18 protein-coding genes are annotated in these 21450 nt (G+C 40.7%); 14 read left to right on the top strand and 4 right to left on the bottom strand.

Annotated features, from left to right (window positions below):
- The first annotated feature begins 590 nt into the window (after positions 1-590).
- The 8 genes from MSBRW_RS00655 (at position 591) to gatB (ending at position 8575) form a co-directional block, all read left to right on the top strand.
- Complete coding sequence (locus MSBRW_RS00655; protein ID WP_011305900.1) at positions 591-1025, top strand: NUDIX domain-containing protein; 435 nt, start codon at positions 591-593, stop codon at positions 1023-1025.
- Positions 985-1299 (top strand): transcription factor S, encoded by a 315-nt coding sequence (locus MSBRW_RS00650; protein WP_011305901.1) that lies wholly within the window; start codon positions 985-987, stop codon positions 1297-1299. Before MSBRW_RS00655 ends, MSBRW_RS00650 begins: the two co-directional genes overlap by 41 nt.
- Positions 1300-1595: 296 nt before the next feature.
- Positions 1596-2333 (top strand): DNA polymerase sliding clamp, encoded by a 738-nt coding sequence (locus MSBRW_RS00645; RefSeq protein ID WP_011305902.1) that lies wholly within the window; start codon positions 1596-1598, stop codon positions 2331-2333.
- Complete coding sequence (priL, locus tag MSBRW_RS00640; protein WP_329957345.1) at positions 2281-3576, top strand: DNA primase regulatory subunit PriL; 1296 nt, start codon at positions 2281-2283, stop codon at positions 3574-3576. The genes MSBRW_RS00645 and priL overlap by 53 nt, the downstream gene beginning before the upstream one ends.
- Before the next feature lie 295 nt (positions 3577-3871).
- Complete coding sequence (locus MSBRW_RS00635) at positions 3872-5035, top strand: Coenzyme F420 hydrogenase/dehydrogenase, beta subunit C-terminal domain (protein ID WP_011305904.1); 1164 nt, start codon at positions 3872-3874, stop codon at positions 5033-5035.
- A gap of 330 nt (positions 5036-5365) precedes the next feature.
- Positions 5366-5647: an Asp-tRNA(Asn)/Glu-tRNA(Gln) amidotransferase subunit GatC gene (gatC, locus tag MSBRW_RS00630; RefSeq protein ID WP_011305905.1), complete on the top strand. Its 282-nt coding sequence runs from the start codon at positions 5366-5368 to the stop codon at positions 5645-5647.
- Positions 5648-5659: 12 nt separating this feature from the next.
- The gene (gatA, locus tag MSBRW_RS00625; protein ID WP_011305906.1) at positions 5660-7087 is read left to right on the top strand and encodes an Asp-tRNA(Asn)/Glu-tRNA(Gln) amidotransferase subunit GatA; all 1428 of its coding nucleotides are present in this window, start codon (positions 5660-5662) and stop codon (positions 7085-7087) included.
- Positions 7088-8575 carry an Asp-tRNA(Asn)/Glu-tRNA(Gln) amidotransferase subunit GatB gene (gatB, locus tag MSBRW_RS00620; protein ID WP_011305907.1) on the top strand — a complete coding sequence of 496 codons (1488 nt, stop codon included), beginning with the start codon at positions 7088-7090 and terminating at the stop codon, positions 8573-8575.
- A gap of 295 nt (positions 8576-8870) precedes the next feature.
- On the opposite strand, the gene MSBRW_RS00615 is transcribed toward gatB, so the two are convergent.
- Together MSBRW_RS00615 and MSBRW_RS23735 are read right to left on the bottom strand one after the other, a co-directional pair.
- The gene (locus tag MSBRW_RS00615) at positions 8871-9671 is read right to left on the bottom strand and encodes a carbon-nitrogen hydrolase family protein (protein WP_011305908.1); all 801 of its coding nucleotides are present in this window, start codon (positions 9669-9671) and stop codon (positions 8871-8873) included.
- 788 nt (positions 9672-10459) lie between these two features.
- Positions 10460-10594 carry a hypothetical protein gene (locus MSBRW_RS23735; RefSeq protein ID WP_268990277.1) on the bottom strand — a complete coding sequence of 45 codons (135 nt, stop codon included), beginning with the start codon at positions 10592-10594 and terminating at the stop codon, positions 10460-10462.
- 254 nt (positions 10595-10848) lie between these two features.
- Here MSBRW_RS23735 and MSBRW_RS00610 point away from each other — a divergent pair, with 254 nt between their 5' ends.
- A complete protein-coding gene (locus MSBRW_RS00610) occupies positions 10849-11760 on the top strand; it encodes a nitroreductase family protein (protein WP_011305909.1) in 912 nt (303 codons plus the stop codon).
- Between the two features lie 193 nt (positions 11761-11953).
- Here the strand turns inward: MSBRW_RS00610 and MSBRW_RS00605 are convergent, their stop codons facing one another.
- A complete protein-coding gene (locus tag MSBRW_RS00605) occupies positions 11954-13057 on the bottom strand; it encodes a hypothetical protein (RefSeq protein WP_011305910.1) in 1104 nt (367 codons plus the stop codon).
- Positions 13058-13244: 187 nt separating this feature from the next.
- Between MSBRW_RS00605 and MSBRW_RS00600 the strand changes: the two genes are divergently transcribed.
- From MSBRW_RS00600 to MSBRW_RS00580, 5 genes are all read left to right on the top strand, one after another.
- Positions 13245-14165, top strand: a complete 921-nt coding sequence (locus tag MSBRW_RS00600) for a restriction endonuclease (RefSeq protein ID WP_011305911.1) — start codon at positions 13245-13247, stop codon at positions 14163-14165.
- Positions 14166-14723: 558 nt separating this feature from the next.
- Positions 14724-15587, top strand: coding sequence for a zinc metalloprotease HtpX (htpX, locus tag MSBRW_RS00595; protein WP_011305912.1), 864 nt, complete (start codon positions 14724-14726; stop codon positions 15585-15587).
- Between the two features lie 479 nt (positions 15588-16066).
- The gene (locus MSBRW_RS00590; RefSeq protein WP_011305913.1) at positions 16067-16720 is read left to right on the top strand and encodes a thymidylate synthase; all 654 of its coding nucleotides are present in this window, start codon (positions 16067-16069) and stop codon (positions 16718-16720) included.
- 157 nt (positions 16721-16877) lie between these two features.
- Positions 16878-18170, top strand: a complete 1293-nt coding sequence (gene aroA / locus MSBRW_RS00585; protein WP_048103183.1) for a 3-phosphoshikimate 1-carboxyvinyltransferase — start codon at positions 16878-16880, stop codon at positions 18168-18170.
- A gap of 350 nt (positions 18171-18520) precedes the next feature.
- A complete protein-coding gene (locus tag MSBRW_RS00580; RefSeq protein WP_230669891.1) occupies positions 18521-19495 on the top strand; it encodes a 50S ribosomal protein L11 methyltransferase in 975 nt (324 codons plus the stop codon).
- Between the two features lie 240 nt (positions 19496-19735).
- Here the strand turns inward: MSBRW_RS00580 and mcrA are convergent, their stop codons facing one another.
- The gene (mcrA, locus tag MSBRW_RS00575; RefSeq protein WP_011305916.1) at positions 19736-21448 is read right to left on the bottom strand and encodes a coenzyme-B sulfoethylthiotransferase subunit alpha; all 1713 of its coding nucleotides are present in this window, start codon (positions 21446-21448) and stop codon (positions 19736-19738) included.
- Positions 21449-21450: the final 2 nt, after the last annotated feature.

The raw sequence follows: 21450 nt of genomic DNA, 5'->3' as shown, positions 1-21450 counted from the left end.
AAATATTTAAATAAGTTTCCAATAAATCCAATTAGTTCATAATCGTTAGTATTTAGGAATTCAAAGCTTATGGATTTTACTTTTCGCATTGATAAGGAGATGTAGAATTATTAACTCGGTTATTACTTTCTATATTAAGAGACATAGAATTATTACCTCTATCAAGACACTGATGCCGAATAATTGAGCCTGTAAATAAGATAATAGATTCCTATTATAGAAGAATAACGTTACGAACAGAACATTACAAAGAACGTTACAAACAGAACGTTACAAACAGAACCTTATAAACAGAACGTTACAAACATGTTCTCATTTGTATAAAAAATATAGATATTGAAGAATTTAAGGAATAGGAAATTTTTGTTTCGATAAAAGGGAAACATTTAAGATAAGCAATCACATAAGGGATTTTTCTGCTTGACAGAAATCTGACTTATAATGTCAAAATTGAAATAAGATGAAGAATTTCTACGTTATGTATAATAATAATATTATTTCATTCTGGCGTTCCTGCCGGAAAAGCTAATTTAGTAAGGGATTGGTGGCGGAAAAAGAGATCTCCCGGAAAGGAAAGTCGAAGGCGTTTTATGAAACCCAAAACTCCTAGTTTAACCGTTGATACCGTAATCCTCTTTAAAAACAGGCTTGTGCTTGTGAAGAGAAAAAATCCCCCATATCAGGGAAAATTTGCCCTTCCTGGTGGCTTCGTAGAAATCGGGGAAACTACTGAAAAAGCAGCAGCAAGGGAAGCTTTTGAAGAAACAGGCCTTTCTGTAGAGCTTATCAAACTTGTAGGAGTCTATTCCGATCCTGACCGCGACCCCAGAGGACATACGGTTTCAGTATGCTATCTTGCAAAGGGATTCGGAGAGATGAAATCTGGGTCTGATGCAGCTTCCGTCGATCTTTTTAAGCTTGATTCCATTCCTGAACTGGCTTTTGACCACAATAAAATTATAAATGATGCAAAAAGTGATATTAATGCAATTCTGCCCCAAATGCAAAAGTATGATGTTTCCTAAAAATGGGAATTTCGAGTGTAGAAAATGCGGAAACATAATACCTATAAAAAGTGATGAAAAAAGCTTTGTCTCCAAAGACAAGATCGATGACCATGAAATAGTAGTTCTGGAAGGTGAGCAGATTTCAGGCCTGCCGACAACAAGTGTAAAATGCCCAGAATGTGGGAATAATACTGCAGCCTGGTGGCTCAGACAGCTGAGGTCTGCCGACGAATCCGAAACCCGCTTCTTCAAGTGTACGAAATGCGGATTTACCTGGAGAGAATACGACTGATATTTAATTGCCCTTCTATTCCCCCTTGAAAAGTACAGTTCCCGAAAGACTAGATTCATCAGGCTACCGCTTCCTTTCTGCTTCAAGCAGAGCCTGAAGCCGCCCTGTTTTCTGACCAATATTTATATAGTTGCCGGGAGTTTGAATCTAATGGTTTTTCCGGCTCAGAACCCTGTTTAGTCATATTCAGAGAGTTAGTTTTAAAAGATGAGCTGGAATTTAGGAATTTGTAAAGAAATTTATATATCTCAAGGGTAATAAGAGTTTAGATTTAAATTCATTATTGGAGAAAAAATATGTTTAAGGCAGCAATTAATGCAGAGCTTCTGAAAGACGCGGTTGCCGCACTAGCTGTAATTGTAGATGAGGTCAGATTCAAGATAAACCCTGAAGGTATTTCGGTAAAAGCCGTTGACCCTGCCAATGTTGCAATGGGAATTTTCGAACTTGGATCATCTGCTTTCGACGAATATAATGCTGATGAATGTGAAATTGGAGTCGACCTGAATAAGATTACGGACCTGCTGGGAATTGCGGATAAGAATGACACAGTCCGGATGGAACTTGAAGAAGAAAATCACAAACTCTTGATTGATGTCGGAGGGCTGTCTTATACACTTTCTCTTCTCGATCCTTCCACAATTCGGGCAGAACCAAGAGTTCCACAGCTCGAATTGCCTGCCAAAGTCGTCCTTAACGGTGCAGACCTCAGACGTGCTGTTAAAGCTGCCGAAAAAATAAGCGACCATATGCTTATGGGAGTTTCGGACGATACATTCTATATGGAAGCAAAAGGCGATACCGACCAGGTTCGTCTCGAGATGGGCAGGGACCAGCTAATCGATCTGAAGGCAGGCGAAGCATGTTCTCTTTTCTCTCTGGATTATCTGACCGATATAGTCAAACCCACAAACAAAGTCAATGAAGTTACTCTGTCCCTTGGAAAAGACTTCCCAATACTCATAGATTTCGAAATTGCGAATGGTTCAGGAAGGATTTCTTACCTCCTGGCTCCAAGAATTGAGTCGGACTGAAATGGACGAGGAACATATCGCTCTTTACCCATTTGCTTCAGAAGTATCTGCTTATGTAGAAAGCCTCAGAGTCTCGTTAGAGAGTTTGCTTAATTCTCCGGCCTTTCGGAGATCTCGAGTTCGCGGGATGGAAAGAGTAATGCAATCCATCGAAGGAGAGATTGAAACAACGCTCATAAAAGATGAAAGCTGGCTTCTTTCCGAAACTCTATCTTATCCTTTTGCTCAAATTCTGGTCGCTTGCGTAGATGACCAGTTATTCACCAAGCGATATGCACTTAAAGAAGCGGAAGCAGCTTCAAAATGGCTCGAAAAAGAAAGTACTGATTTTTTGCTTGAATTTGGGGAGGACTTTGGGATTCAAGCCGAAGCTGAAGAGTTACAGTTCAGTATGCATTTTGCAGATTATATACGTTTTTCTTCTTCGATAAGAGAACCAGTCTGGAAATTAACGAATCGGCAGCTTAGATCCGGAATGGTTGTGGTTACGAAAAAAGACTTTGTAAGACTTCTTCAAGAAGCAATCAAAGAAAGAATAGAAAAATCATTTCCCATCCCCAAAATCCCTTCTGAAGTATCAAGTTTCTGCGCGCCTTATGTTGCTGAAATAAAAGATAAATTTGAGGTCCACAAGAAAAAATTCGGAACAACGGACTTTGGTGTAGTGGAACCAGACCTCTTTCCTCCCTGTATATCCCATGCCCTTGCAAACGTACAGGGTGGAGTAAATCTTGCCCATTCTATGCGCTTTGCCATGACCTCCTTCCTGCTCAGTGTGGGAATGTCAGTGGATGAAATTCTTAACCTTTTCAATGTATCTCCTGATTTTGACGCGGAAGTAACCCTTTATCAGATAGAACATATCGCAGGCGCAACAGGAAACGTATACAAGCCTCCTGCATGTGATACTATGAGAACCTATGGGAACTGCATAGGTAAAGACCGATTGTGTGAAAAAATCAATCATCCTCTGGCGTATTACGAGAAAAAAATATATTTGAAAAATAAAGAAAAGGAAATGGAAAAAGAGAAGGAAGAGAAAGAAGAAAAGGAAAAACAAGAAGAAAAGAAAGAGGAAGAGGAAAAGGAAAAACAAGAAGAAATAAAGAAGAAAAAGAAAAAGGAAAAACAAGAAGAAAAAGGGAAGAAAATAAAAGAGGGAAAGAAAAGGGAAAGAAAACAGGAAAAAGAAACGAAAAGAAGAGAAGGAAAGGAAAAACAGGAAGAAAAGAAAAGAATATAATAACTGGGTACAGCGTTGAAAAATCAGCAATATTCTAAGTACTCATTCATCTGATGGTCTTTGGTAGAGACCACATAAAATATGAAAAGAATAAAAATCAGAGATATTACAAATATAAAAAGTTATAATTATAAAAAGATTTATATAAATTAATCTCTTTTAACTAACTATTAATTTTACTGTTACAAGATCGATATCCTTTAAGGCTAGCATCAAATTCGTTTGGGAGTCACGCATTTGATGGCACTTATGGTATTTCCTGAAGTTTTCATGTAACCTGCATCGGAGGCTTTTAATGCCACTGGATCCTATTTGTAAAAAAATAATATCTGACAATACTGAGTATTTTTCGGATTATGGGGGAAAGAGCTACTATTTCTGCAGTCCTGAATGCAAACAGAAATTCGATGCTCTAGAAAAAAGTGTAATCCGGCTCAAACGGAATCTTAGTGAGAAAGAAAGAATTTCCTTTGGAAAGTTAAAAAAGGACATTATAAAACCAGGCATATGCACTCTTTGCGGAGCCTGCGCAGCAAGTTGCGAGTATATAACGATAGAAGATGGCACACCAAAACTGGTAGGCCCCTGTAAAGCCTGCGGAGTCTGCTACTACCAGTGTCCTAGAACCATCACCACAGAAGAGGGACTTATAGGGAGTTTCCGCTTCGCATATGCAGCAAGATCTGCTATTCCCGAAATAAAGGGACAGGATGGAGGAGTTGTGACATCTCTACTTTTGTATGCCCTTGATGAGGGGTTAATTGACTCTGCTGTAGTTACTACCCGCTCAAAAGAAGAGCCCTGGAAACCTGTACCAGTAGTTGCAAAGAAAAGGGAAGAGATCCTTGAGAGTAGCGGCAGCATCTATTCTCATTCAATGACGCTTGAAGCTCTTATGAGCGCAATTAAACAGGGAATGAACAGCGTTGCGTTCGTAGGGACAAGCTGTAATATTGATGCAGTCACTAAAATGCAGAAAAGTTCCTATGGATTTCTACATCTCTTCATGAGAGCAAAGGTTCTCAAACTCGGGCTTTTTTGTATGGATACCTTCTCCTATGAAGGAATTAAAGCAGTACTGGGAAGTTATGGAATTACGCTGGAAAATGTAGATGCCATGAAAATTCGGAAAGGGAGATTTGAGGTTACTCTGAAGGACGGAAAACAACAAATCTTCGACCTCAGCGAATTTGATGAATATAGGAGCTCTTCCTGTCGTTTCTGTACGGATCTTACTGCCGAAAACTCAGATATCTCTTTTGGCGGAGTTGGCAGCCCAAGAGGCTGGACTACAGTCCTTACCCGTTCAGCCCTGGGATACGAAATCTTCAATGAAGCCGTAGACAACGGTTACATTGAATCCCGACACCTCACAGACGACGAACTTGAAAGAGTACTCAACCTGGCAAAAATGAAAAAAGTCCAGATGTACGATCTTAATCGAAGGCAAAAAAAGTAACGACCTTAGAGACATATTCGGCAGCCAGTAAAAACCTACTCACTACCACCACAAGTTCAAAAATTCCTTTTGTCTTATAAGATAGCATTCCTGAGCAAATTGAATGAAGAGTTCCTCTTGATCATAATTCAGCCCTCTTGAGCGAACGAAATAAGCGAAAAGGGCACCGTCCTCCCGAGACGGGACTCGGGTAACGGGACTCGGGTGGCGGAACATGGAGGCGGCAATTGATGCATGGGGAGATGAATATATATTTATCCCATTACCTATTTGTATTATGCAGCAACCAACGACATTTATTCAGAATCATTCTATTTTTGAGGGACTTTCATGATCACAAAAGAAGATGTAGAACATATCGGCTGGCTTGCTCGCATTGATATTAGCGAACAGGAAACAGTCGAACACATGGAAAAACTTAATTCAGTTCTGGGGTATTTTGGACAGCTTGACGAGTTGCCTACTGAAGATGTAGCTCCCACTTATCACGTGGCTGAGATTCATAACGTGTTCAGGGATGATGTGGTGGAAGAATGTCTCCCGCAGGAAGTTGTTCTTGAAAACACCGAACACAAACAGGATGGAGCCTTCAGAGTTCCGAAGATAGGCTGAGGAGGGTTTTAAATGGCAAAATGGATGAGTGTTGCACAGGTAAAAGAGAAAATTAAGGAAAGCTCAGCCGAGGAAGTAACAGCTCAGTATCTCGATACTATAGGAAAGAGCAAAGTTAATGGTTATATAACGGTCTCTGAGAAAGCTCTTGAGCAGGCGAAGAAAATTGATGTTGAGGGGCACAATGGCCCTCTTGCAGGCGTGCCAATTGCAATAAAAGATAATATTTCCGTAGTTGGACTGCCAAACAGTTGCGGTTCAAAAATTCTTGAGGACTATATCCCGCCATTCAATGCTTATGTTATTGAAAAGCTTCTCGCTGCAGGTGCCGTAATCCTGGGAAAGACCAACATGGATGAGTTTGCAATGGGTTCTTCTACGGAAACCAGCTACTTTGGGCCGACTGCAAACCCCTGGGACCTTGAAAGAGTACCGGGTGGGTCTTCCGGTGGCAGTGCAGCAGTTGTTGCAGCAGGAGAAGCTCCTTTTGCTCTCGGTTCTGACACAGGAGGTTCTGTACGCTGCCCTGCAGCTTTCTGTGGGGTTGTTGGACTTAAACCAACGTATGGAGCCGTTTCTAGATATGGAGTTGTAGCTTATGCAAACTCTCTTGAACAGGTTGGGCCTCTTGCAAACAATGTGACAGACATTGCTGTGCTGATGGATGTTATAGCAGGTTATGACCGCAAGGATTCGACTTCAATTGACAGCAAAACCGAATACCAAAAAGCTCTTATCGAAGATGTAAAAGGGCTTAAAATCGGGGTTCCAAAGGAGTTTTTCGGAGAAGGTATCCATCCAGATGTCGAAAAAGCCGTCTGGAACGCCATACACAAATGCGAAGATCTCGGAGCGTCCTGGGAAGAGGTTTCTATGCCTCATATAAAGTATGCTCTTGCTTCTTATTATATCATCGCAATGAGTGAAGCATCCTCAAACCTTGCGAGATTTGACGGAACACGCTACGGATATAGAGCAAGCGGTGAAAACTGGCATGCCATGGTTTCAAAAACAAGAGCTGAGGGCTTTGGAACAGAAGTGAAAAGAAGAATTCTCCTTGGAACCTATGCCCTTTCAGCAGGATATCACGACAAGTATTATTTAAAGGCCCTGAAGGTCAGAACTCTTGTGAAGCAGGACTTTGACAAGGCTCTCTCAAAAGTTGATGTGCTTATGGCTCCAACTATGCCAAACCCTGCTTTTAAGATAGGAGAAAAGATTGAAGATCCGCTTACCCTCTATCTCTCGGATGTGAATACCTGCCCGATCAATCTTGCAGGGGTACCCTCACTTTCCGTGCCCTGCGGTTTCACTGACGGTCTTCCGATAGGACTTCAGATAATGGGCAAGCCATTTGACGAGCCTGCTGTGCTGCGTGCAGCATATACTTTCGAGCAAAATACTGATTATCACACAAAGAGACCTCCGGAGGTGGCATAAATGGTCTATGAAAATCCTGACGGAGTAAGAATCGGGCTTGAGATCCATATTCAATTGAATAAACTTAAGACCAAGATGTTTTGTGGTTGTTCTACAGACTATCACAATGCAGCCCCAAACACTCACACCTGTCCAATCTGTCTGGGCCTTCCGGGAACACTTCCGGTTCTGAACAAAAAAGCAGTTGAAGCCGCAATTAAAGTAGGACTTGCCCTTGAAGGAGAGATCGCAGAAGAGACACAGTTCCACAGGAAGAACTATTTCTATCCTGATCTTCCCAAAGGTTTCCAGATTACGCAGTATGATTTCCCAATCGTAAGCAACGGGAAAGTTGTAATTGAAGGAGAAGACGGAGAACATACGGTAGGGATTACAAGAGCCCACATGGAAGAAGACCCAGGCAAACTTGTGCACATCGGAAGTATAGAGAAGTCGAAAGGTGTCCTTATCGATTATAACAGATCAGGCGTGCCCCTGATTGAGACTGTTACAGAACCTGATATGCGCAGCCCCAAAGAAGCTAGAAGGTTCCTTGATAAGTTCAGGAATATCCTTGAGTATCTGGATGTTTTTGATGGTAACCTTGAAGGAGCAATGCGTGTGGATGCAAACGTTTCAGTCCACTGGGGTACCCGTGTTGAGGTTAAGAATATCTCTTCGCATAAAGGAGTTGAAAAAGCTCTTCTTTATGAGATTATGCGCCAGAAGAATGTAATCCGGCGTGGAGGAAAAGTCTCACAGGAGACTCGTCACTTCGATGAAGGTAGAGGCGTAACGCTCTCAATGAGAACAAAAGAGGAAGCTGAGGATTACCGTTACTTCCGCGAACCTGACCTTATGCCTATGCGCATTACCGGTTGGATTCCTTCAATTAAGAAAACTCTACCTGAACTTCCAGACGCAAAACGTGCTCGTTTTATAGAGCAGTACGGAATTACGGATATGCATGCAAAGTCTCTTACATCAAAGATTATGCTTGCTGACTTCTATGAAAGCGTCTGTGCAAAAGGAGTGGACCCGAAGATTGCAGCTACCTGGACGGCTGATGTCTTCCTTGGAGAATTAAATTATCGTGACCTTGAAATCTCCTCTTATGACGGGAAGAAAATAGGTTTTATCCACGCAAAAGACCCAGGGATAAAGAATTCCATAAAGGCTTCAGATATGGTAGAACTGATTAACCTTTTTGCCGAAGGTAAAATCAGTGACAGGGCTGCCGTTGAAGTCATTCGAACTATGCTGGACGCTGCGGAGGAAAAGACCCCGTCTCAGATTATCGAAGAAAAGGGCCTTTTCAAAGCCGAAGACGACCTAGTGACTAAAGCAATTGCTGAAACAATCGCCGAAAATGAAGCTGCAGTACAGGACTATATTGGAGGCACGGAGAAATCACTGAACTTCCTCGTGGGACAGGTCATGAAAAAGACAAAAGGTACGGCAGATGCAAAAACTGCACGCGAACTGATAATTAAAGAACTGAAAGGGTAACCCTACAGGGTTCACCTTTTTATTATATTTTAACTTATCTTGCATTTATAAATAAAATTATACAGTTGCTTTCATAACCTGCGATTATTCTAACCCTTATTCGAACTCTTATTCTAAAAAAATTATTCAGTTGTTTTCATAACCTGCGATTATTCTAACTCTTATTCTAACTCTTATTCTAACTCTTATTCTAACTCTTATTCTAACTCTTATTCTAACTCTTATTCTAACCCTTATTTTCGATATATTCTTTAAAATGGGTTCTTTTCTAAATGTGTATTAACTCAATCCTGAATTAATAAATCTCAGGCCTCCGATCTTCGATGATGGAACCAGTTTTCCTGATCTCTTTTATCTTTTCAAGATCAATTTCCCCGATTAGAACACACTCTTCCTTTCCGGCTTCTGCCAGAATACGGCCCCATCCATCGGCAATAAAAGATCTGCCCGGATAAGTTGAGAACCTATCGTTTCCAGCTCTGTTACAGGCGATATGTGGCAGTTGGTTTTCAATTGCTCGAGAAAGGGACATAATACGCCAGGGATAGATATAAAAATCAGGCATGTCAGATGCCGAAACCAGAAGATCTGCTCCTTCGAGAGCAAGTTTCCGGGAAACTTCCGGATACCGGATTTCGTTACATACCATAAGCCCCATGGAAAGGTCATACTTTTTCAGCCGAATAGGATGTATATCTTCTCCAAGTGCAAAATATTCTTTTTCAAGACCGTAAAGCTGAGTTTTTCGATGGATGCCAACTAGCTTTCCGGACTCGATGCAGAACCCCAGATTGAACTGAGGAGGAATATTCATTTCACTACTGAATTCTGAGCCTTCTCTATGTTCTATCATCGAACCTGCAAGAATACACTCATTTTCCTTCGAAAAATCACATAAGGCTCCAATGGTAGGACCGGAAGCAGTTTCAGCTAACTCAACTATGTGGTCATAACAAAAACCAGTTGAGAAGACTTCCGGAAATGCAAGCACTTCAGCTTCTTTCGAAACCGCTTCTTCTGCCAGAGAGAGGGCACGCTCAAGGTTTTCCTTTTTTGAGCAAAGGGAGATATTCATCTGGATGCAGGCAGCTTTCATTGTTGTCACTTTTTCCTTGCACGAAGTATAAGTTATTTTACTTCATAAAGTTACTCCATTTCATAGTTAGATGGAGTTCCAATGCAGTCTGAAAGAAACCTGAAAAGAAAGCAAATAAGGTTTTACAGGCGAAGTATATAAAGAGCATGTAAACTTTAGATTTATACAATTCTCCTTAAGCCCAGAAAGATTGCTAAAAGGAAATTGCTAAAAGGAGATTACTAAAAAGAAAAAGTGATAAACTTCAACCGGAAAGGACAGAAGAGAACAGACAAATCGGATATAATCTGTTTTTTATTTAATCTGTTTTTTATTCAATCTGTTTTTTATTTAATCTGTTTTTTATTTAATCTGTTTTTTATTTAATCTGTTTTTTATTTAATCTGTTTTTTATTTAATCTGTTTTTTATTTAATCTGTTTTTTATTTAATCTGTTTTTTATTTAATCTGTTTTTTATTCAATCTGTTTTTCTGGCCTCGTTGACTAAGCTCAACGTTTTTGGAGTGAATTAGCTTATGGAGGAAATCAATATTAGTTATAACTTATCCGGTTTTTACAAATATACACAGGGATTGGAGGCTTTGCTGATTTATGGGAGTCCTTTTCGTTTGATTTTAAAAGGTTGTTCTGCTGAAGGCTTTTTTGAATTTTTTCATTATCTAACAAATAGAGACTTTTATAGGGTTAATTAAGGGATCGAAATTTTTTGAGGCATTATTACAGATTGTCTCCGAAAAGTTCTTTAGCCTGCCCAATCATATGCCTTTTTCCGGTTTATTTCTGGAATTCAGATTGTTCTAGATCGGACAACCCCAAGGCTTTCCATAATTTTCATTTCCGCGGGAGTGATAAACTTTCCGTTGCTTAACAAAAACCCATGCAGAACGGGCTTAAGAGAAGTCTCCTGGGTTGCGTCTTTCATTTCTGAAACTCCTTTTGTTTGGTTGTAGTTCATCATTTGACACTTGGACTACGGAAGTAAATTACCGTGTTATACTATAAATAAGTTACTGTTAAATTGGGCAGGAAAATTTAGAAAAGTTTTCACACTTAATGCAGCTCAGCTCTACTCCAAATTAGTGAGAGAGATGTTCAAACCGACAGGAAAACACTTTCATTTCCAGAAAAACTGCATTCAACCAAAGATTTTTATAACCATCGTTCAGAACAAAATCTATGGCCATCCCTACAGCCAGGTACTCTGAAACCGCAACTGTCAGGATCGATTATGAGAAGTGTAAGACTTGCGGCCTCTGTGTTAAAGTCTGCAAAGGAGCCCCTATCTACCTTGAAAACGACAAAGTAAGGATCGACCAAACCCGCTATTTTGGCTGCATCGGCTGCGGGCATTGTGTTGCAGTTTGTCCAACAGGAGCCATTGCGGTAGAAGGGAGAGACATATCCCAGACTTCGTCCATATATCTCCCAGCAGAAGAGTCCCGAGCCGGATACGAAGAACTTATGGCTCTCATGCTTTCCAGGCGCAGCATCCGGGAATTTGAAGACAGAGAAGTTGAAAAGGAAAAAATAGACCGAATCCTGGCAGCAGCAAGCACGGCACCCATGGGGATTCCACCTTCGGATGTTGAGGTCCTGGTTATAAACGGAAAAGAAAAAGTAAGGGAATTTTCCGATGACATGTTAAAGCTTATAAAAAGCCAGAAATGGATATTTTCGAAACCCGTACTTCTCCTGATGCGACCTTTCATGAAGAAGGAAGAATATGAAGTTATTGACAAATTCGTGTATCCGGCGATTGAAATCTTTGAAGAATATAGAAAAGAAAATACTGATTACCTGCTCTACGGAGCACCCCTTGCTATGTACTTCCATGTTTCTCCTTATGCTGATCCAGCAGATCCTTTTATCACAGCCACCTATGCAATGATTGCCGCCGAAGCCCTGAACCTTGGAAGCTGTATGATAGGAACCATTGGCCCAATGCTGAAAAGTGGGGGCAAAGAAGTGAAAGAAAAGTACGGAATCAATATCCGAAACCAACCGGGAATAGTGGTCATTTTCGGATACCCCGCAGTAAAGTACAGACGCGCTATCAGGAGAAATCTAGCAAAAATCCATTATTATTAAATAATTGTTCTTATTGAAATCACTGTATAAACTATATTAATTCAAATTGTATTAGGAACACAAAACCCATTGATGCAGTGTTCAGTTTAATCTGTCTCTAACTTCCTCTAACTTCCTCTAACTTCCCCTAACTTCCTCTAACTTCCTCTAACTTCCTCTAACTTCCTCTAACTTTCTCTGACCTTCCTCAAACTCACAATTTAATCTTCTCCAAACTCGCACTCAACTCTCTTTCCTCCTCAAATTTCATCCTCACTTCAGCCGAAACTCTGTTAAAAGGACATCCAAAATAGATACAGCGACAGCACTCATACCTCCATATCGTTAGCAAGAAAATCGAAATAGAAACCAGGTAAGTACCCAATAGAAACGGTTCTTTCAAAAGCCAGGAAACAGGAAAGAGAAGAACGACCAGGGACCCAAGAGTAGTAACGGCAAGATCGAATTTTCCTAGAGGATACGGCCTGGATCTGAAATGCTTCGGCCAACCCCAATTCATCATGCATCTCACTTTTTTCTCACTCATTGTATAGTAAGGACAATGGGTGCAGAAAAAACGCTGTTCCAGGACATAAAAGTGAAATAAAACTAAGAAAAGATAGACAAGTACCCACCCTGTTGAGTAAATACCAATTGCAAGTCCCGCCGAAAATAGAAGAACCAAGGTTACGAAGTACCAGTAGAGAAAGTCCTTGAATTCATGTTTTATTTTAAGGGAAGCACATCTGTTTGACCCTGATACCTGAAATTCATTTCCAGAAAGATCAAAGTTATCTGATAGGTCACCTCTCTTTTTAAAATTTTTTACCATTTCAGCTGGCACCCGATTCATAGGACACTCAAAATTAATGCATCTTACACATTCATATCGATGGACTGTCAGAAAAAACAGTACCCATGCAACAATATAAGCTCCCAGAAGCAGAGGGTCACTGATAAGCCAGTAGACCGGAAAAAGAAACACGGACAAAGCCCCAAGAACAGTAATAATCTTTTCAAAAGGGCTGTGAGATCCGGGACGATCTTTAAAAATTTTTGGTACTCCAGAAAGCATCATACACTTTACGTAGCCTTTACTCCGGATATAGTAAAAGCAGTGAGTACATGCGAACCTGAATTCGATAACCAAGAAGAAAAAAAGGGCTATTCCTATGTAAACCGCTACCCATTTGAGCGAATCTCTGGCAATCCCAATTGAACCGATCAGGAAAGGTATCACGTTTAAGAAGTTCCAGTAGAGGCGATCTTTAATAGAATGTTCCGTTTTGAGAGGAAGAGGGATGCCTGAAGAGGACATGAGAAGTTTTTGGGAAAGGAAAAGGTATAAAGGTTTGGATTTTGTGAGGTTTTACTGGAAAGTGATCTTTGAGGAGTAGTAATTTTTGAAATAGAATCAAGATTACGTGAACAGATACAAAATGATAAACTATAAAAAGATACATACTCAAAGTTCTAAGTAGGACTAACATATTTTGAGTGATCTAATGGCAGTTCCAGATTATCAATCCTTAATGCTTCCTTTGCTTAAATATGCAGGAGATGGAGAAGAGCATAAAATTCGCAATGCTATTGAGCTTCTTGCAGAAGAGTTAAGATTAAGCGAAGAAGAAAGAAGAGAACTTTTGCCAAGTGGCCAGCAAGCTGTATTTAATAACCGAATTGGATGGGCATGTACTTACCTGAAAAAAGCTGGCTTGCTTGATTCTGGAAGAAAAGGATATTTTTCCATTACCAAGAGAGGACTGTATGTCCTTAAAGAAAATCCTGCGTCTATTGATGTTAATTTTTTGAAACGATATAAAGAATTTAATGCTTTTTATAACAGGGACAAGTCTACTTTAATCGATAAATCAGAAATTCCAGAAATAGAAAGGAAAAAAGACCTAGATCCTGAAGAGTTCCTTGAAATCGCATATCAGGAGCTGCACAACGAACTCGTTTCAGAAGTTCTCTCTATCATAAAAAAATGTTCAGCCAGCTTCTTTGAATCACTCGTTGTTGATATTTTGATAAAAATAGGATATGGAGGCTCAAGAGCAGATGCAGGAAAAGCAGTTGGTAGAAGTCATGATGGTGGGATCGATGGAATCATAAAGGAAGATAGGCTTGGACTTGATGTAATTTATATTCAGGCAAAACGCTGGGAAGGTACCGTCCCAAGACCTGAAATCCAGAAATTTGCAGGCGCTCTGATAGGAAAGAAAGCAAAGAAAGGAGTCTTTATAACAACCTCTACTTTTTCAAGAGAAGCTATTGAATATGCCAATTTCACAGGGAACATTGTGTTGATTGATGGAGAAACGCTTGCAAGACTAATGATTGAGTATGATGTGGGAGTTTCAAAAGTAAAGTCTTACGATGTTAAAAAGATTGACACGGATTATTTTGACAACGGATTAAAGTAACTATATTTTTATTTTTGTATTCGTGTACTAAATGAGTCCGTCCCAAAACTAATTTTACCCTCAAATTAGTAAAGTTTCAAACTATTTTTGTGATCAAAAAACAATTGATTATTCGGCATATGGGATTCAAAAAAGTAATATTGAGTTTTGGAACCAGTTATTCAATAGATACATATACTTGAAGTCACAATAATAGTTAGAAATCAAACTAAATGCATGAAGCATGCAAATGTAAATATATCAAAAAAGAGATACTTGTTAGTAATGTAAGCTTTGAGAGGGGGAGATTCCAGAGAAAAATATAATTTCTTGAATGAGATTTCCCAATTTGAGAATAAAGTTGCCTTTTAAGAGAATTTTAAATTGATTTGGGATAAATAAGGAAATCTAAATAACACAAATGTATTAACCTGCACTTGCAGAAGAAAACATATATATCTGTATTCAAGTGATATAAAACTGATTCTAATCTGCTCAATTTATAAAAATAAGTCCAGAAATAAGAATCAAAGACCGAAAACCCAGACATTAGCCTGGGAGGACGTCGTGTGATAAGTCATGAAGAACATGCTTAAAACTACAATTTTGCTTGCCACCCTTACAGGCCTCCTGGTTCTGATAGGAGACTACTTTGGAGGTACGGGCGGAATGATTATTGCGTTCCTGTTTGCAATAATTATGAATTTTGGAAGTTACTGGTACAGCGACAAAATAGTACTCAAAATGTACAGGGCAAAGGAAGTCTCACCTGCGGAAGCTCCGAACCTGCACAGGATCGTCGATGGACTGGCTATGAAAGCAGGAATCCCAAAGCCCAAAGTGTATATCGTAGAATCCGGAATGCCAAATGCCTTTGCAACCGGAAGAAACCCAGAGCATGCGGCTGTGGCTGCTACAACTGGAATTCTTGAGTTACTATCTTATGAAGAAATGGAAGGCGTGCTGGCACACGAGCTTGCACATGTGAAGAACAGGGATACCCTGATAAGTGCTATAGCTGCAACTCTTGCAGGTGTTATCACAATGCTTGCCCACTGGGCACAATGGGCTGCAATTTTCGGCGGCTTCGGCGGCAACAGAGATGATGACAACGGAGGAATCATAGGCCTCATCGCGATGGCAATTCTAGCGCCTCTCGCTGCAACTTTGATCCAGCTTGCGATCTCAAGATCAAGAGAATATGCAGCTGATGCAGAAGGAGCCAGCATATCCAGAAAACCCTGGGCTCTTGCCAATGCCCTTGAAAAACTCGAATACGGGAACTCTCACTATAAGCCGAGAGTCTCAGATGTCCAGGCAAAAGAAAGCAGCGCCCATATGTTTATTGTCAATCCATTAAAAGGAGGAGCAATTCAGTCTCTTTTCAGTACTCACCCTGTAACCGAAGAAAGGGTAAGGCGCCTTAGGGCAATGAGGTTCTGAGAATAGTTCTCAAACCTTTATTTTTAATTCTTTTATCCAGGATTTTGTCTTTAGTTTTTCAAGTTTCTAATTTTGATCCATTTATTCAGATATTGTTTTACCCGGATTTTAATTCAGACTATATCCAATTGCTTATTTTTTTTAAATTTTATTTGATTTATTTTCCGTATTTTTTGTCCGGAATTTCCATATCCTTTTTTGTCCGGAATTTTTTTAAATTTGGCATGACATATGCTATCAATATTCACAGTGAAATTCTAAGTTATATCTGAAAGAAAGCACTTATAAAAGAAAGTGGTGAATAAAGAAAATAAGATAAATAACTCCTATGTAGAATATTGTACCATATTTAGCTTATGGGAAAGTGTATCCGAAAAATCCCAAAAATCAGAGACATTGACCACATTGTTGGATTTGAGAGTTTCGGATCAGGATATTAATCTTGCATACCCTATCCTTATTTTATCGGGGAATTTTCAATGGAAGACAGATTTGAAATTGGCAGGATTGTCAGAGCAAAAACAATCTCTGATGCATGGTACCGTGGGCTTAACATTATCCGGAATCACGGGCAGGTTATTACGGATGAAAGAGGAAGCCAGATTAGGGAATTTATGGATTTGATGATAATAATTGAAGATCCCTACACAGACAGGATCCCACACGAAACTGCCTGGAATGAAGAAAGGCTTGAAGAGTATGCAAAGCAACTGATCTCTGGAGAAAACACACAGGATTTTGAGTATACATACGGGCAGCGCCTCCGGAACTGGCATGGAAAAGTAGATCAAATAGATTATGTGATAGAAAAGCTGCAGCAAAATCCCACTTCCAGACGAGCAATCGCAGTTACTTGGATTCCTCCTGTAGATACAAAAGTTAATGAAGTCCCCTGCATGATGCTCGACGACTTCAAAATAAGAGACGGAAAGATACACCTCACAACTCTCTTCAGAAGTCACGATTTTGGGGGAGCTTATCCTGCAAATTTGTATGGGCTCTCGAAACTCCTCGAGTACGTGGCTGATAAAGTGGGAACAAAACCCGGAACGATCACAACTATCAGTATCTCAGCACATATCTATGATCATGACTGGGATATGGTAGAAAATATCGTAAAAGGGGTGAACTGATTCTCAAACTGAGTTATAAATTGAGTTCTGAATCATATTCAAAATATTCAATTTTGTTCAATTTATTAGCAGCGTTGTAAAAAGGTTATTCAGAAGCTAGAAGTAAGCACCTGAATCCATGAAAAATCCAATAAGAAACAGAAGAGATCTGATACATATGCGTGTTTCTATTGACAAATCCTCAATCAAAGGGGAAGTCTTTGCCCCACCTTCAAAGAGTTACACTCACAGAGCTGTAACCCTGGCAGCTCTTTCAAAAGAATCAACCGTCAGGCATCCCCTGATTTCGGCCGATACTCTTGCCACAGTCCGGGCTTCCGAGATGTTTGGGGCTTTGGTTGAGAGGGAAGAAGACAGACTTATTATCCACGGAATTAATGGAAAACCCAATGTACCTGATGATGTAATTGATGCTGCAAATTCAGGGACAACTCTTCGCTTTATGACCGCAGTAGCAGCACTTACTGATGGAATTACAGTGCTTACCGGAGACGCTTCCCTTCGTACCCGGCCAAACGGACCTCTACTTGAAGTTCTCAATCGACTGGGAGTAAAAGCCTGCTCCACTCGAGGAAATGAGAGAGCTCCACTTGTCGTTAAAGGTGGACTTAAGGGACAGGATGTGAGTATTGACGGCTCTATCAGTTCTCAGTTTATCTCGGCTCTTCTAATAACCTGCCCACTTGCCGAAAACAGTACCATCCTTTCTATTACAGGAAAAATAAAGTCAAGACCTTATGTAGACATAACCCTTGAAATGCTTGAACTGGCAGGCGTTAAAGTTCATATCGATGACAGTAATGGTACCAGATTTATAATCCCGGGAAAACAGAAGTATGATTTCAAAGATTATACTGTTCCCGGTGACTTTTCTTCTGCATCCTACCTTCTTGCAGCCGCAGCCATGACCGATGGATCTGAAGTTACAGTCAAAAACCTCTTCCCTTCAAAACAGGGAGATAAGGTAATCATTGAAACCCTGAAACAGATGGGAGCAGATATCACATGGGATAAAGAAGCAGGCAATGTGACCGTTAAAGGAGGAAGACAATTAAAAGCCATAACCTTTGACGCCGGAGCAAACCCTGATCTTGTCCCGACAGTTGCTGTCCTTGCTGCAGTTGCCAAAGGGACGAGCAGGATTGAAAATGCCGAACATGTCCGATATAAGGAAACGGACCGTCTGCGAGCTCTTGCAACCGAACTTCCGAAACTTGGGGTAGACCTAAAAGAAGAAAGAGACAGCCTGACAATTACCGGCGGAAAACTGCATGGAGCGTCAGTGCATGGCTGGGATGACCACAGAATAGTTATGGCTCTTTCAGTGGCAGGAATTGTTGCAGGAAATACAAAAATTGATACAACAGAATCCGCGTCAATTTCGTATCCGGAGTTCTTTAAAGATATGCGCAGCCTTGGAGCAAAAATTAAAGATTTCTCAAAAGAATAAGTTGAAGTACAATAAAAATTTCAAAGTGCAGATTAGATGAAGACCAGACAAAGATCAGATGAAGACAAAATGCAGATTAATGCAAATTAGATGAAGATTTAATTTAAGTTTAACAACTGATAGTGAAAAGTGCCCTTATACATTCAAGAGTTTCTTTTTAACGTTTTCTTTTTAACGTTTTCTTTTTAACGTTTTCTTTTTAACGTTTTCTTTTTAACGTTTTCTTTTTTGATTAATCTCCAATAAGTCAAAAAATCAGCTACTTTCTAAATGAATCTGAAGTGAAATTCAGGAATGATACGAAATGACATAGTACTTATACAAAATATTCCATATTTAAGTATATGGAAATGAGGTGTAGGTGTGGAGATACGTGTATAAGGCCTATTTCGGAAGCACTAAAAGACATTGAGTTATTCTACAAACCATGCAACGATTGCAAAACCGAAAAAATAAAAAAATTCTCCCCTCTAGCAGAACAGATTAACTTAGATGAAATAGATAACTATTTTGGAAGTTGTAAATGCGGAAAGAGGCATCTTGATATTGTAATGTCTCACGTACTAAAAGTAATGATCGATGAAGGAATAAAAGATAAAAAAGCTAATTTAAGAAACTCATGTGTTCCCCTTGTGACTCCTGGCTATCCAACTGATTCTGCTCCCTATTTACCTAAGGATTCTTTAGTAATATTATCTAATGAAGTGGATAAAAGATGTGCTGAAACAATTATAAAGGAAGTTGGGGAAGTTAGAGGGGTTTTAAAGGGGGATATAAGAAAAACTGTGGGTATAAGAGATTCTGATTCTAATCCTCATGTATATGAACTTCTTGCTGGATGCGATCTGAGATGTGATATTGTACAGACTCCTTATGGTACTTTAGGAATATATAAATATCAGCGTGAAATTCACATAGAGTTCCCACAGGTAAAATCGCCCAAAATAGAGATACTTGAAAAAGCTTTGAAAGATTATGATGCGCCTACTGTTCTTGATTGTACATGTGGCCCTGGGACTTTAGGAATCGCATGCCTTAAAGCCGAAGCGCAAAAAGTTGTTTTTAATGATATATGGAGTCCTGCAATAGAAATTACTTTGATTAATTTAGAAGCTAATGGATTTCCGATCAAACTTTTAGGCAGCAAAGAAGGATTAATAGCATCTGGAGACAAGTTTGAAGTTTATAGTATGGATCTAAGAGAATTAACGAATTGTTTAGATGAAAAATTTGATGTTTGTATTATAGATACATTTCCTGGTGTGGACACAACAGAATTTGTTGAAGCTGCAGGCAAATTAGGCAAAAAAGTTGTCGTGGTTTGAAATAGAATTATATGAGCCTGTAACGGGGATTAGTATTGTTTGATGGGCCTTACACAATTAAAAGATTAGAACCATTATCCAATGCTGGAATTTATGCCTATTTCACTTCTATTTTTAAAACATATAGAATTAAATCGTCTAGTGACTTCCGAAAAAACAGCAAAGAAAAGCCAGTATAAAAAATAGACAAAAAGTAGGCTAAAAGGCCTACTCTGTTTTAAACTGTTGAATTTATTGAGTTTATTTTGCTGGAATGACGAGAGATCTCTCACCAGCAGGCACGAACTCTCTGATGGCACCGCGGCCGAACTCTCTCCTGGGCTCTGCAAAGTTGAAGGGCAGGAGGTCGTCAGCGAAGCAGACCTTGAGGAGTGGGTTGACGGTAAATGCGTCGCCACGGCCGGAGTGAGCTGCCTGAGCGATACCTGCGTATCCACCCTGGTGACCAACGTTCATTGCGTAGTTGGGGTAGTTTGGACCACGGAGTTCGTCTGGGAGACCTTCGTCGCCCTGGTAGGACAGAACATTTGTGGCACCGCACTGGTCCTGCAGGTCGAAACCGAAGAATCCGAGTCTGCCCCATGCTTCCTTGTGCAGGTACATGGAGAGGTACCAACCTGAGAGACCGGCATTGGCGTTTCCTGTAGCAAGAGAGCATGCAACACCGGCTGCAGCTGCGAGCACGGTTGCTCTCTGGGACCCACCGAAGTGGTCTTCAAGGGCAGTCGGGAACTTCTCGTAGGTCTCGATACCATAGAGTGTGGATTCGGTTGCTATGTCCTTTACGACTTCGAGGCTTGCCTTTACCTTGTTGTCCTTACCGACAGTTGCAGCACCGTTGTACTTGTCATTGATGTAGTCAACGTCGTAGTAGGTGTTGTTGTCGAGGATATCATCGGTGTATGCAGCTGTTGCATACTGTGTGAATCCGACACCACCGGACATGTAGGATCCGAGCCAGATCTGGTCGTAGAGCATACAGCCTGCACCGACGACTTCAAGAGCAATCTTTGCTGGGTCTTCAGAGACACGGCTTGTCTGGACTATGTCTGACAGGTGACCGAAGGAAAGTCCACCAGGCTCGTTAGGTCCACGTGCACGCCTTGCTGGAAGCATTTCACCCATGGAGACAAGAGCTGCGTGCTTTGCAGCGAAGGACAGGTCAGCGACGGCTGCTTCACCAGCACACATTGCGTATGCGGAGATGAAAGACATACCGATCTGCATGGCTGCCCACCTGGAGGTCTGAGCACCGTCTGTTGTTCTGGAGACAATTGTTGGGATGTGGATTGCCTGCCAGGAAGTCTTGCCGATGGAGGCCTTAATCTGAGCTGCCTGTTCTTCTGAGAATTCCTTGTTGATGTCAATAAGGAACTGCTTGTCGATTTCGTCTGCGAGAGCATCGTCACCTGTGAAGACTTTCACGTAACAGTCGTCAACAAGGGCAGGGTGGGTTTCGACCATCATTTCCTGAACCACTGCTGCACCGGGCATGGCGTGGTTAAGGACTTCAAGGTAGTGGTTGATGGTTTCAGGAGTGACTTCCTTACCCAGCCTCTTCTCGAGGGTCTCGTGAGCCATGTCAAGACCGACAATACAAGTTCTTCTGATGTCATCCCACATCTGCTGCATTGCAGCGTTGTTCACGTAGTGGAGGTCATCAGGTTCACAAACAATATCAGTGCCGGAGATGGTGTAAGGAGTGATTGCACGCTGACCGAGAGGAGCACCGGAGTGCATCATTGGGTTGTAGAATGCAATACCTCTCTTCTCAGCAATTTCCTTACCGGCTTTAATCATTTCGACTTTTCTGGGGTCCTGCTCAGGGCCCAGTCTCAGGAACTTTGCAGTCTTGTCGGTAATGTCGCCACCAGTCTGCTTGTTTGAACCAAATTCCTGTGCGAACTTGACTTCCATATCCTTTTTAAATTTTGAGAAAATGTCTGCTGCCATTG

Origin of the sequence: Methanosarcina barkeri str. Wiesmoor, from assembly GCF_000969985.1 — an archaeon.
GTDB classification, from domain to species: domain Archaea; phylum Halobacteriota; class Methanosarcinia; order Methanosarcinales; family Methanosarcinaceae; genus Methanosarcina; species Methanosarcina barkeri_B.
Note: the sequence above shows the minus strand (reverse complement) of the source record. Positions and strands in the feature narration are given on the sequence as shown.

What these genes read in the sequence shown, in the direction of transcription:
- MSBRW_RS00645 (WP_011305902.1), top strand. Translation starts at nt 1,596, where the DNA reads ATGTTTAAGGCAGCAATTAATGCAGAGCTTCTGAAAGACGCGGTTGCC.
- aroA (WP_048103183.1), top strand. Translation starts at nt 16,878, where the DNA reads ATGCGTGTTTCTATTGACAAATCCTCAATCAAAGGGGAAGTCTTTGCC.
- MSBRW_RS00610 (WP_011305909.1), top strand. Translation starts at nt 10,849, where the DNA reads ATGGCCATCCCTACAGCCAGGTACTCTGAAACCGCAACTGTCAGGATC.
- gatA (WP_011305906.1), top strand. Translation starts at nt 5,660, where the DNA reads ATGGCAAAATGGATGAGTGTTGCACAGGTAAAAGAGAAAATTAAGGAA.
- MSBRW_RS00650 (WP_011305901.1), top strand. Translation starts at nt 985, where the DNA reads ATGCAATTCTGCCCCAAATGCAAAAGTATGATGTTTCCTAAAAATGGG.
- MSBRW_RS00655 (WP_011305900.1), top strand. Translation starts at nt 591, where the DNA reads ATGAAACCCAAAACTCCTAGTTTAACCGTTGATACCGTAATCCTCTTT.
- htpX (WP_011305912.1), top strand. Translation starts at nt 14,724, where the DNA reads ATGAAGAACATGCTTAAAACTACAATTTTGCTTGCCACCCTTACAGGC.
- gatB (WP_011305907.1), top strand. Translation starts at nt 7,088, where the DNA reads ATGGTCTATGAAAATCCTGACGGAGTAAGAATCGGGCTTGAGATCCAT.
- gatC (WP_011305905.1), top strand. Translation starts at nt 5,366, where the DNA reads ATGATCACAAAAGAAGATGTAGAACATATCGGCTGGCTTGCTCGCATT.
- priL (WP_329957345.1), top strand. Translation starts at nt 2,281, where the DNA reads ATGGTTCAGGAAGGATTTCTTACCTCCTGGCTCCAAGAATTGAGTCGG.
- MSBRW_RS00605 (WP_011305910.1), bottom strand. Translation starts at nt 13,057, where the DNA reads ATGTCCTCTTCAGGCATCCCTCTTCCTCTCAAAACGGAACATTCTATT.
- mcrA (WP_011305916.1), bottom strand. Translation starts at nt 21,448, where the DNA reads ATGGCAGCAGACATTTTCTCAAAATTTAAAAAGGATATGGAAGTCAAG.
- MSBRW_RS00590 (WP_011305913.1), top strand. Translation starts at nt 16,067, where the DNA reads ATGGAAGACAGATTTGAAATTGGCAGGATTGTCAGAGCAAAAACAATC.
- MSBRW_RS23735 (WP_268990277.1), bottom strand. Translation starts at nt 10,594, where the DNA reads ATGAAAGACGCAACCCAGGAGACTTCTCTTAAGCCCGTTCTGCATGGG.
- MSBRW_RS00580 (WP_230669891.1), top strand. Translation starts at nt 18,521, where the DNA reads ATGAGGTGTAGGTGTGGAGATACGTGTATAAGGCCTATTTCGGAAGCA.
- MSBRW_RS00615 (WP_011305908.1), bottom strand. Translation starts at nt 9,671, where the DNA reads ATGAAAGCTGCCTGCATCCAGATGAATATCTCCCTTTGCTCAAAAAAG.
- MSBRW_RS00600 (WP_011305911.1), top strand. Translation starts at nt 13,245, where the DNA reads ATGGCAGTTCCAGATTATCAATCCTTAATGCTTCCTTTGCTTAAATAT.
- MSBRW_RS00635 (WP_011305904.1), top strand. Translation starts at nt 3,872, where the DNA reads ATGCCACTGGATCCTATTTGTAAAAAAATAATATCTGACAATACTGAG.